The organism is Corynebacterium sp. p3-SID1056 (genome assembly GCF_025152525.1).
In the GTDB taxonomy this organism is placed as follows: Bacteria; Actinomycetota; Actinomycetes; order Mycobacteriales; family Mycobacteriaceae; genus Corynebacterium.
The window spans coordinates 295,806-307,700 of record NZ_JALXXL010000002.1 but is presented as its reverse complement, the minus strand read 5'-3'; the positions used below and the strand labels follow the sequence as shown (position 1 = coordinate 307,700).

6 protein-coding genes and 1 CRISPR repeat array are annotated in these 11,895 nt (G+C 58.1%); all 6 genes read right to left on the bottom strand.

Annotation, left to right across the window (positions count from 1 at the left end; translation table 11 throughout):
* Nucleotides 1-18: 18 nt before the first annotated feature.
* On the bottom strand, nucleotides 19-2,865 hold the full coding sequence (leuS, locus tag M3G14_RS03155) for a leucine--tRNA ligase (protein ID WP_259924574.1): 2,847 nt from the start codon (nucleotides 2,863-2,865) through the stop codon (nucleotides 19-21).
* A gap of 210 nt (nucleotides 2,866-3,075) precedes the next feature.
* Nucleotides 3,076-4,815: an ATP-binding protein gene (locus tag M3G14_RS03150; protein WP_259924572.1), complete on the bottom strand. Its 1,740-nt coding sequence runs from the start codon at nucleotides 4,813-4,815 to the stop codon at nucleotides 3,076-3,078.
* A gap of 149 nt (nucleotides 4,816-4,964) precedes the next feature.
* Nucleotides 4,965-5,486, bottom strand: coding sequence for a flavodoxin domain-containing protein (locus tag M3G14_RS03145; RefSeq protein WP_259924571.1), 522 nt, complete (start codon nucleotides 5,484-5,486; stop codon nucleotides 4,965-4,967).
* Between the two features lie 85 nt (nucleotides 5,487-5,571).
* Nucleotides 5,572-7,207: direct repeats of the CRISPR family, unit length 36 nt; unit sequence GCTGGGGTTCAGTTCTCATTACCCCTGATAGACTTC.
* 50 nt (nucleotides 7,208-7,257) lie between these two features.
* Nucleotides 7,258-7,563, bottom strand: coding sequence for a CRISPR-associated endonuclease Cas2 (gene cas2 / locus M3G14_RS03140; protein WP_259924682.1), 306 nt, complete (start codon nucleotides 7,561-7,563; stop codon nucleotides 7,258-7,260).
* A 4-nt stretch (nucleotides 7,564-7,567) separates the two neighbouring features.
* A complete protein-coding gene (gene cas1 / locus M3G14_RS03135) occupies nucleotides 7,568-8,488 on the bottom strand; it encodes a type II CRISPR-associated endonuclease Cas1 (RefSeq protein WP_259924570.1) in 921 nt (306 codons plus the stop codon).
* A 1-nt stretch (nucleotide 8,489) separates the two neighbouring features.
* Nucleotides 8,490-11,792 carry a type II CRISPR RNA-guided endonuclease Cas9 gene (cas9, locus tag M3G14_RS03130; RefSeq protein WP_259924565.1) on the bottom strand — a complete coding sequence of 1,101 codons (3,303 nt, stop codon included), beginning with the start codon at nucleotides 11,790-11,792 and terminating at the stop codon, nucleotides 8,490-8,492.
* Nucleotides 11,793-11,895: the final 103 nt, after the last annotated feature.

Genomic DNA, 11,895 nt, shown 5'->3' with positions numbered 1-11,895 from the left:
TCTTCGGAGACGGCGCGTTTACTTCACGACCAGGTTGACCATGCGGCCCGGCACCACGATCGTCTTCACGATGGTCTTGCCGTCGGTGAGTTCGGACACGCGGGCGTCGGCAAGCGCGGTGGCCTCGATGTCTTCCTTGGACGCGTCGACGGCAACGTCGATGCGCGCCTTGACCTTGCCGTTGATCTGCACGGGGACTTCCACGGTGTCGTCGGTAAGCAGCGACTCGTCGAAGGTGGGGAAAGGCTCGAAGGTGAGCGTGTCGTCGTGGCCGAGCTTTGCCCACAGCTCCTCGGCGATGTGCGGGGCGACCGGCGCAACCATCTGCACCAGCGGGGTCACCGCGGCGCGCGGGGCGCTATCCGGGTACGTCTTGGTGAGGTAGTTGACGTACTCGATCAGCTTCGCCACCACCGTGTTATCGCGCAGGTGCTCGTAGTCCTCGCGCACGCCCGCGATGGTGCGGTGTAGCTGCTTCGCGTCGTCCTCGGAAAGCTCCGCGTCGCGCACGGTGGACTCGCCGGTCTCCTCGTCGACCACCAGGCGCCACAGGCGCTGCAGGAAGCGGTGCGCGCCGACGACGTCCTTCGTCGCCCACGGGCGGGAAGTGTCCAGCGGGCCCATCGACATCTCGTAGACGCGCAGGGTGTCCGCGCCGAAGTCGGCGGCGATGTCGTCCGGGGCCACCGCATTCTTCAGCGACTTGCCCATCTTGCCGTACTCGCGGTTCACTTCCTCGCCGTCGTAGAAGAACTTGCCGTCCTTCTCCTCCACCTCGGCGGCCGGGACGTAGACGCCACGGGAATCGGTGTAGGCGTAGGCCTGGATGTAGCCCTGGTTGAACAGGCGGCGGTACGGCTCCTTCGAGGAGACAAAGCCCAGGTCATAGAGCACCTTGTGCCAGAAGCGCGCGTAGAGCAGGTGCAGCACCGCGTGCTCCACGCCGCCGACGTACAGGTCCACGCCGCCCGGGTCGTTCTCGCCACGCGGGCCCGTCCAGTAGCGTTCGTTTTCCAGGTCGCAGAAGGCGTTCTCGTTGGTCGGGTCGATGTAGCGCAGCTGGTACCAGGAGGAACCGGCCCACTGCGGCATCACGTTCGTGTCGCGCCAGTAGGTCTGTTCGCCCTCGCCCAGGTCCATGCGCACCTCGACCCAGTCCTTCGCCTTCGCCAGCGGCGGCGAGGGCTCCGAGTCCGCGTCCTCCGGGTCGAAGGAGACCGGCTTGTAGTCCTCCACGTCCGGCAGCTCGACCGGCAGCTGATCCTCCGGGATCGAGTGCGCCTGGCCGTTCTCGTCATAGACGATCGGGAAGGGCTCGCCCCAGTAGCGCTGGCGGGCGAACAGCCAGTCACGCAGCTTGTACTGGATCTTCTCGGTGCCCTTGTGCTTCTCGACGATCCACGCCAGCGCCGCCTCAATCGCCTCGTCCTTGCCCAAGCCGTTCAGGTCGAGCCCGTCCTCGTTGGCGGAGTTGATGTGTGCGGCGTCGCCGGTGAACGCCTCCTCGGTGACGTCGCCGTCGAGCACCGGGACGATCGGCAGGCCGAAGACGGTCGCGAACTCGTAGTCGCGCTCGTCGTGCGCCGGCACCGCCATGATCGCGCCCGTGCCGTAGCCGGTGAGCACGTAGTCCGCGATGAAGATCGGCACCTGCTGCCCATTGACCGGGTTGGTCGCGTACGTGCCGAGGAAGACACCCGTCTTCTCCTTATTCTCCTGGCGCTCCACGTCCGACTTCGCGGCGATGGCGCGCTTGTAGGCGTCCACCGCCTCGCGCGGGGTGGCCTTGCCGTAGGTCCAGCGCTCGTCGGTGTTTTCGGGATACGCGTCGGCCAGCAGCTCGTCTACCAGCTCGTGCTCGGGCGCAAGCACCATGTAGGTGGCGCCGAAGAGCGTGTCCGGGCGGGTGGTGAACACGGTGAGGTCGCCCGCCGGGGAGGCGAAGTTGACGTCGGCACCGCGGGAGCGCCCAATCCAGTTGCGCTGCATGCTCTTGACCTTCTCCGGCCACTCAAGCAGCTCCAGGTCATCGAGCAGGCGATCCGAGTACGCGGTAATGCGCATCATCCACTGGCGCAGACGCTTGCGGAAGACCGGGAAGTTGCCGCGCTCCGAGCGGCCGTCCGCGGTGACCTCCTCGTTGGCCAGGACCGTGCCCAGGCCCGGGCACCAGTTGACCATGGAATCGTCGAGGTAGACCAACCGGAAGGCGTCGATAGCCTTGTGCTTTTCCGCCGTAGTGAGCTCGCGGAAGTTGCGGCCGTCCTTTGTTGTGCGAGCCCCCGTCATCAGGTCGCGGACCAGATCCTCGATCGGGCGGGCCTTCTGCTGCTCCTCATCAAACCAGGCGTTATAGATCTGCAGGAAGATCCACTGCGTCCACTTGTAAAACTCCGGGTCCGTCGTTGCCACCGCGCGACGTTTATCGTGCCCCAGACCCAGCTGATCCAGCTGGCGGGTCATGTTCTCAATGTTCTTCTCCGTCGTCGTGCGCGGGTGCGTGCCCGTCTGAATGGCGTACTGCTCCGCCGGCAGACCGAAGGCATCGTAGCCCAGCGTGTGCAGGACGTTCTTGCCCAGCATGCGGTTGTAGCGGGCGTAGACATCCGTGGCGATATAGCCCAGCGGGTGCCCGACGTGCAGGCCCGCGCCCGAGGGGTACGGGAACATGTCCTGGACGTTGAGCTTCTCCTGCGGCAGCTCCCCGCCGGTGGCCAAGTCGCCGACCGGGTTCGGAGCGTGAAACGTACCGTGCTCGCGCCAGTACGTCTGCCAACGCTGCTCGATGTCGTTGGCCAGCTTCGCGCCGTAGCGGTACGCGGGGCCTTCAGTGTGGGAGTTCGCGGGAGTCTTCGCCTCAGTCATAGGTATGCAGTGTAGTAGGCCCGGCACAGTCAGGGCTCATTGCTTATCGACGACTACGTGCCGCGCGTTTTCCCAGGGAATTCTTTTTCCGGCGATTTTTGGGCGCGAAAAGATATAGGAAAGATATAGGAGCGGATTTTGGGGCTGGTTATTGACGTTTTTGCTGGTAGCCGAATTGTTTCGATATCTTTTTTAATTGTTTTGGGACGGTTATGCTTTGATCCAGCGCGTGCCGCGACCGCGGGGCGGGCCTGCCGGGTCGATCTTTGCCTTGCCCTGGTCGCGCAGGTCACGCAGAATTTTTCCTGCTTCCTGCGTACTTATACCCGCACGGTCTGCAATCTCCGCGGCCTGCAACGTCCTCCCTTTTTCGAGCTGCGACTCCGCCCAGGACTGCACACCGTCGGAGAGCGCTTCGTCCGTGCCCTCGCCTCCGAGTAGCGACCGTGCCTCGGTAAAAAGACCCCACTCATCTGTGCCATTGAGCTTTACAAGTACGCCGAGTTCTTCAAGCGAATGCAGCAGCTCCCGGGTCTCGTTTGTCGCCTGTTGCGTCTTGTCCCGAGCCACTTCCAGGGAAATTACCGGCGCATCGTACAGGTGTCGCAGGATGATCAGTGCCCCTACCGTAGATATCGGCGCACCGAACCGCTTGGCCAGCGCGTGCAGCCCTTGCACGAATGGGACGTCCGGGTTCGCCCCCGCGAAGATCACGCTCACCGCAGTCTCGGTCGCGATCACTTCAGGGATCTCACGGCCCGAACTAATCATTGCAGCCCACATGCGATCAAAACCACGGGAGCTCTCCTCCGCCAGACCAAGCGCGCGCATCGCAGCCATCAAGCGGTTGTTCCTCGGCTCGGATGTCACTGTCAGCAAGCGATCCACGGATACACCTGGCGGCAAGGGCCCCGGCGATGTCACTTTGAGAAGACGCCTCGACTGCTCGACGACGATTGGTTTGGCTATACGCCAATCACGGTGAATAAGTGCATTAGAGATCGCCTCGTCGATGGCCTGACCTGGGATGGCGGGGATGGCGGTCTCCTGGCCGTCGTCGAATTGCACCCTCGCGATCTCCTGCTGCACATGCGAATCGATGAGCGCGCGCAGGCGGGGAAGCGCCAGGATGACCGGTGCGGAAATCTCAGTCACCTTGGGATCTTCCCCGGGAAAGTCTCGCCACAAGTGCCGGACCGTCACGTGCGTGGGTTCCGGTTGGGCAAGCAAAATCTCAGCGGCTCGCTTGAGGCTCCCGTCCTGGCGAAGCAGTCCGAGCTCGCGGAGTAATCCCGTGCGAGTCTTCGCCATCGCCGGCTCTTCTTCCCCCCTGCTCTTTCTATATAGGACGAGTCGGCGATGCGCTTCTTCCACGACGCTGAGACTCAGGTCTTCGGGCACCATATCCGTCTCACCATTGGAGTAATCGGGGTTGCGGCGAAGTGCATCAATTGCGCGACGAGTTTCTTCCGGGATCGGCTTGCACGAGAATTTGCCGCCATCGGTTTCTCGGCGTTTCGCCGCCCCGTCCGTGCGCGTGTACAACGCCCTCGCTTCTGGGATGTGCACCGCTAGTAACCTCGTCCCGCGGAACAGCACACCGGTGGCCGAAACATTCATATTCGGCTTCGAGGCGTTGAAAATCTTCTGCTCGATATCCGCTTCACGCAGATCAGTGCCAGTAAACGCTTCCGGTCCACCAACCTTATCGTGAACGCCGACGATGATGATACCGCTGCCAACCTCGCTGTTGGCCATGCAGATCGCTTCGTCGACAAGCTTCTCGACGAGCTTTGGACGCGCCCGATCAGCCCCCTCGCGGTGTGAGGGGTCCTCCTTGAATTCAAGCGTCATTGACTCCTGCGAGTCCGCAGTGGCGCCATCCCAAATGGCCTCCAGGGCACCTTGTATGTATGCAGGGAGGCGACTTAAACCGTCCGACAACGTCATAGCGCACAGTCTACATTTCCCCAGGGAATTCTTTTTGGCGAGAATTTCAGGGTGAAAAAGATATCGGAAAGATATAGGGGCGTTTTGCCGCGAAATTTTTATTATTTATGCTGGTAGCCGAATTGTTTCGATATCTTTCTTAATTATTTTTATTTGTTCTCCGCCTCGCACCACGCAACAATCTCGTCGAGGCGCGAGAGATCGACGCAGTCGGTGTCCTTCTTATACATCTCGATCATCGAGCGCTCATTTTCCGACTTCCGCGGCTTCAGTTTGAGCGCGCCGATGAGCCCGCGCATCACGCCAGCGTGGGCAGGGGTGAGTTCGGAGTAGTTCAGGCGACCAGGCAGGTAGAAGCGCTTGATGCGGGCGGCACGGTCACCGAGCAGCTCTGCCGTCGGGTCCGTCTCCTGCACAACGTGGTCCAGCGTCATCCCCACCGTGACGACGCAGGTGGGGCGGGCCTGGACCGTCTGCTCAGGCAGCGCTTTTACGAACTTGGCCGCTGCGTTCATCGGCCCGTGCGCCGGGGCAAGAACGACGATGGGGCCGTCTCCGGCCGCAGCTTCGGCGGCGTCGGGAATTTCCTGCGCGGTCGTGCCGAGACGACGCGCGAGCTCCTCAGCGTACTGCCGCGTGGAACCGTAGACGGAGGAGAAATAGATGTGCATAAGGCCATTGTGGCATGGATGGGGAGCTGGAGAGCGCTCTTAGAACTATGACTGTAAACCGTCTCGCAGCAGCGGGGGATGATCCGCTGGGGTTCAGTTCTTATTACCCCTGATAGACTTCACCGCGCACTAAAGCGATGAAGACAGACGCTGGGGTTCAGTTCTCATTACCCCTGATAGACTTCACCGCGCACTAAAGCGATGAAGACAGACGCTGGGGTTCAGTTCTCATTACCCCTGATAGACTTCATGGACATCCTCGCGGAATCCCTGGGCAGCTGGGGTTCAGTTCTCATTACCCCTGATAGACTTCGTAGCGAAGTGCGACCGGCGAAGGGTCTGCTGGGGTTCAGTTCTCATTACCCCTGATAGACTTCTGGGGCCGATCAGGGCGGGTCACCCCATGCTGGGGTTCAGTTCTCATTACCCCTGATAGACTTCCACCGTGCGTCTCGTCCTCTGCCCAGGTGCTGGGGTTCAGTTCTCATTACCCCTGATAGACTTCAGTCTTTCGCCCAGCCGACGGGGGCCTTGCTGGGGTTCAGTTCTCATTACCCCTGATAGACTTCTCGCGGTTGGTGATGCGGTGGTTCATCGGCTGGGGTTCAGTTCTCATTACCCCTGATAGACTTCGCGGATGTTCCACACCGTGTCGCGGTGCGCTGGGGTTCAGTTCTCATTACCCCTGATAGACTTCCGCGTGCTGCCTGCCCGGTCTGCGCGGTGCTGGGGTTCAGTTCTCATTACCCCTGATAGACTTCCCCCCGCCGCGCCTGCCGTGTGAGGCGCGCTGGGGTTCAGTTCTCATTACCCCTGATAGACTTCTGGGTGCGCCCCGCTACGCGGTGCGGTGGCTGGGGTTCAGTTCTCATTACCCCTGATAGACTTCACCCCTCAGGCCAATCCACATGCCACGAGCTGGGGTTCAGTTCTCATTACCCCTGATAGACTTCTATCGGCGCATTTACCGTGTGGGGCGAAGCTGGGGTTCAGTTCTCATTACCCCTGATAGACTTCGAAGGCCACACATGAGCACCGGCCCGTGGCTGGGGTTCAGTTCTCATTACCCCTGATAGACTTCAACATCGCCGACATCACCGTCTCGATGCGCTGGGGTTCAGTTCTCATTACCCCTGATAGACTTCAGCTCAAGCGTGACACGACGGCCACCCTGCTGGGGTTCAGTTCTCATTACCCCTGATAGACTTCACTCCGCCGTGGTGGCGGGGCGTAGGGTGCTGGGGTTCAGTTCTCATTACCCCTGATAGACTTCCGGCGACGATGACGTAGATAGCCAGGCGGCTGGGGTTCAGTTCTCATTACCCCTGATAGACTTCCGGTGATTCTTCGGTGGGTGTTTTCGCTGCTGGGGTTCAGTTCTCATTACCCCTGATAGACTTCTAGGCCGAGCGCAGATGCCGAAGCCCCAGCTGGGGTTCAGTTCTCATTACCCCTGATAGACTTCCGCGAGGGCGTCCAGCAGCTCGACATTGGCTGGGGTTCAGTTCTCATTACCCCTGATAGACTTCTGACCGGAGTGCGGTCTGCATCGTCGTTGCTGGGGTTCAGTTCTCATTACCCCTGATAGACTTCCCGGGCACCACGCCAAAAGGCGCACCACGCTGGGGTTCAGTTCTCATTACCCCTGATAGACTTCCGTGACATGGTTGTCGACCTTGACGACGGCTGGGGTTCAGTTCTCATTACCCCTGATAGACTTCAGCATGCCTGAAAAACGGGCTCTTACCTCCGGTTATCCAATTCGCAGACGCTAAAAAATCGTGAGCTGAGAAGGCCTTTCTTCAACTTTTCGTTCACGTGCATCAGAAAAGCGTATAGCTTTAGCCCACTGAGTATCGGTAACAGTTAGGATTTGGACATCTCCGCCGGCGGGTAGATGCAGCTTTATAGATTTCACGGTTTTCGTAATTCGGGCTGCCAAAGGGAAGTACTGCACATACACGCTGAACTGGGCGCGACAGAATCCCAAGTCTTTCAAGGTGTTCCGGAAACGCGTTGCCTCTTTCCTCTCTGTACTTGTGTTGGTGGGCAGATCGAACATCACAACGCACCACATCGGTTCACTCTCTGTCCGGGGCACGGAACTCCCCCATCCACTTAGGCGGCGTGAACTCTTTCAGCTCTCCTTCGACATACTTCCCATACATCTGAGCGGTCTCCTCCAATGCAGTCGGCACAGTTCGCCCTGTCGCATCAAAGGGTGCAAGGTTGATGGCGTTGATAACTATCTGTTTAGTCTCTCGCGTCAGCTCTTCACCATCGAACTCACACGTATCAAAAACAACTTGATCTACCATCGGCCGAAAGGGCTCTATTAGATCATCCACCAGGTTAAATTGGTTACTCCTGCCCCGATGGAACACCCCCAGTGATCCCACCAACCCAGCGGCGTTCACAGCGCGAATTCCATGTCCTCGCAACACTGTGTAGCCATAATCCAGGGCTGAATTCAAAACATCACCGCCCGCACCAGGAACTCGTTTGAATACATTCGACGAGCTCAAAATGCCCCAGTATTTCTTAGCCGCTACGGCTTCTACGTTTCCTGAATCACCGGAACGCACGCTCTTCGCTAGCTCGCGCAGTCCCTGCTGCTTCTTACGACTTAGAGACTCTGCTGTGGCGACCTGGCCCCAAACTTTGGCACGGACTGTAGCGGCCCACACTTGCTTTCTGCGTGGGGCTGTGAGGGCACTTTGCGCCTTTTGCCGAGCGCCAATCCTAGTGTGAGGACTCCAGGGGTACGCACCAGCGATAGGCACGCCTTTCCAGTCGCACACTAATAAGGCAACGTCATACTCACTGAGTTTTGCTATTGCGGCACCCGATATGGAGGCACGAACCCCAATCAACACGACCGCTAGTTGAGCAAGGGGAAGAGTCTCATCAATCTCAGCGTTGACGAGTCTGATCTGCCCTCTTTCATATTTCACACTGCCACAAAATCCGGTGAGGTCAACGATTCGCCAGCCCGGGTTCATTTCATCGCGACTTCCAAGACAGGGGCAAATGTGCGTCTGAGCTCCAGCGCTCGGTACCGAGAGTAGTTCGCCGAATGATCTGAACCTCACCGGCAGAGAACAGCGCATTCACGCTCTTGATCAATCCCTTAGTTTTCACCAGCTTAACCACTCTTGCGTTGGCGTCTTTCGACAGGCCTTCGGCGCTAATCTTCAGCGGGAATAGAGTCAATTTGCTCGGCCCGTAAAAGCCTTTTAGGACCCAGCGGTCAATTGGTCCGTACGCGTTGAAGAGCGCATCAGTATCTGGACCAGAAATCATTTCAGGATCAATCACAAATTCGTCGTTCGGCACCACCCAGCCGAGGTACTCCGCTGTCCCTTCAGCTAGCGCAGTTCGCAACTTCTTGGGCTCGGTCTGACGCATACTCATCGTCTGCGGCGGCAAATCTACAGTGAAGACGTCAACGTCTTTCTTATTCCGCAGATCGTAGTCGTAGACGCGGAGCATTCCGTAGGTTGGCTTTTTGCCAGTATCGATCTTGTAAATGCGCGCGTGATGGAACCGGCTTAACTCGGCGTACCCACCACGGACCGCAACTGCTCCAGACTTGATTGGGAAGAACCCAATATCGTCATCAGCGGCGAGGTGAGTGCCATGCACCTGAATCTCGCGATGTGGGTCTTGCGGAAGTCCATTCTTTGCATCGAAATCCGGGTGACGCGTAAGCGCGCACCACAACGCTTCGCTTGAAGCCTGGTCAATGGTTTCAACCGAGAGGGCATCGCCGACCTTCAACGTTGCTAGTGATCCGATCGTGTCTTCGTGCGCGCGACTATTACCCGGCGTCAACCGACGGTTCGATGTGACTACGACCTGATCATTCTTCATAGCTGCAGCTAGCAGTTGAGCGAGGGCATCCATACGTCGCACCCATGCTGCCCACGCCGCGCGGTGTTCCGCATCCAAACCCCGCATCTCACGCCACTGCTCTGACCGTCCAGTAAGCCGGTGATTACGTCGCTGATTCCGCCTCAGGGAGAGTGTCTCTGCAACGTATGGCGAAGTCATACTGATTACCGCCGCATCCACCGCATGGTGACGCCGGTCAAGTCGGGTCTTTCCTACTCCGTCAATAAAGCGAATTCTGTCGTGGATGCCCGACGCAAGACGAGCTTCGTGAGTGAGTTCGCCGCGGTAAACGTTAACCTTCGTACCACTATCTTGGAAGTGTTGCGCGATTCGTGCATGCAGTTCATTCGCCATCCAAGCTACTGACTCCAGCGAGCGATTGTCGAGAGGCTCGTCCAAAGAAGTTCGCCTTAGACGGGTTTGGACGCTGCGCCTAAACTTATTGAACTGCGCACGCGTGAGTCCCTCGTCTTCGCACCAGAATCGAGTTTGTTCAATCGCGTTTTCCAGGCTCACCCCGGGAATACCACATTTTGCGGCCCAGGTTGCGAACGGAACATTTTTCTTCGCGAGGTTACAGCGATGGCACACTGCAACAAGATTGTCACGAGTATTAGTCGATCCAGGACCTGCTTGAGGAACAATATGATCCATCTCAGCGGTATGGTACGTAATCTTCTCTCCGCAGTATGCGCACTTGCAGTTTTGCCGCTGAACAGATTGGTATTTCCAGATATCGCCAGCGCGCACCTTCCCCTGAACACCAAGTACCTGGTGCATTTCTTGAACCAGTTTCTCGTTGCGCTTCCGGCGACGCTCGTTATCGCGTTCTAGTTCTCGCGTCTTCGCTTCACTAATGAAGCCGTCCCTCACATGCTCCACGATGATTGCAGTAGGAGCTCCCCACTGGTGCTCAGCGGCAGACAAGAAACGGGCAACTTGTTTGAGAACTCTATCCACAGCAGGATTACCTACCCTCTCCCCTATCGCAGGGGCAGGCGGGCGCCAATCATTGGAGATCCCGAATTCCTTTTTGCGTGCCTCAAAAAGGTCGATACCTTCCTCAACCATCCTGGAGGTGAGGCGGTTCAGCGTATCTTCGCTGTATGCTGCGCGTCCCATTGGTAAATGGAAACCATCTAGTTTTGCCTGCTCTTCTTCTGACAGCGAGGCGAAGAATGATTCAACTTCAGCAGCTGCTTCCGAGGACGCTTGCTCGATAGCGCCATTAGACATGGCACCGACCATCGCGTCTCGAGCTTCGGTTGACGCTAAGCTCCACCATTCTTTCAACGGCTTGATCTTAGTGGTCAAGAAAATTTTGGAAGTCTCATGGATCGGTGGACGATTTCCTGCACGCTCGAAATCCGCCGTTACCGCAGCCGTTCCCCGCAAGTCTCCCCGATCGATGCCGAGGAGATCTGCCACGTCATTCCACGACAATTCCTTTTTCGGATCCGCATTGACGAGGAAATTAAAAACCAACGCGAACTGGTCCGCTGAAAGTGGTCCGCCGTCTTTGATTCTGAGATTGCCGATAATCGAGGCAATTCTGTAGCGCTGAAAAGCGTCTGAAGCTTTTAACGCACGAGGCAGCTTTGGCTGCAGTGGATCCTTGCCGACTCGTCCAGATTGCGCTCCCTTTGGTGACTCCGCAGCGAAAATGTGGTCGATAAGCTCCTTACGCAATGCGTCCTCGATACGCTGTACCTTGCAGATCTCGTTTACCTCTCGTGCGAGATCCTTCTGGTGCAGACGCGCAGACAGGACCGCACTCTTCACCTCTGATGCCGGCTTCTTTTCGTCTTTCTTCTTGCCGCCCCCGCGCAGACGGTCCACACCGAACGAAGCAAACGAGATGAGCTGGCCGACAGTGCAATCCGCCGGGATTGCTACCCCCTTTGTCTCAGCAAGCTCAGAGCGGATCTGCTCAAAGTTTTCGCTTGCCTCCCCGGGGCAATAGAGAGTGGAGACCTCTGTGTAGGGGTTCCGCCAACCACGATGGTTTGCGATGTGCCTGAAAGCAACTGAAAGCTTCTCGCCTCTCTCTTCCGCATCCGAAATGTACCCATTAGCGAGCGCAGCACGAGCCTTCCACGGGTAGTAGGGATCGCTATATGCCTCGAATGGTTCAGTGCGCCAGCCCAGTTTCGAAAGATAAGCTTCCAACTTGCGGAGACGAGCGCGACGCCGCTTATAAAGTCGACGCGTCCGACGTGCAACACCCGATTTAGCTAAGCGAGAAATAGCGGTCTTGTTCTCATCCGGATCTACACCTGAATCATGGATGAGCGAGACTGCACTCAAGATCCGAAGTGGAACGTCACGCTCATCCACTTCAATTGCTGCGAATCCGACAGAATGGGTACCAACGTCGATTCCGACTCGATAAGGAACAGGACTTACGGCCATAGCGCTTTATCTTCCTATGAGAAAACCGACGCACAAGGCGTCGGTTGGAGCAATCAGTACCGCAATCGAGGCGGCACCTTACTGAGGTTCAATTCTCTTGGCT

What these genes read in the sequence shown, in the direction of transcription:
- leuS (WP_259924574.1), bottom strand. Translation starts at nt 2,865, where the DNA reads ATGACTGAGGCGAAGACTCCCGCGAACTCCCACACTGAAGGCCCCGCG.
- M3G14_RS03150 (WP_259924572.1), bottom strand. Translation starts at nt 4,815, where the DNA reads ATGACGTTGTCGGACGGTTTAAGTCGCCTCCCTGCATACATACAAGGT.
- M3G14_RS03145 (WP_259924571.1), bottom strand. Translation starts at nt 5,486, where the DNA reads ATGCACATCTATTTCTCCTCCGTCTACGGTTCCACGCGGCAGTACGCT.
- cas2 (WP_259924682.1), bottom strand. Translation starts at nt 7,563, where the DNA reads ATGTGGTGCGTTGTGATGTTCGATCTGCCCACCAACACAAGTACAGAG.
- cas1 (WP_259924570.1), bottom strand. Translation starts at nt 8,488, where the DNA reads ATGAACCCGGGCTGGCGAATCGTTGACCTCACCGGATTTTGTGGCAGT.
- cas9 (WP_259924565.1), bottom strand. Translation starts at nt 11,792, where the DNA reads ATGGCCGTAAGTCCTGTTCCTTATCGAGTCGGAATCGACGTTGGTACC.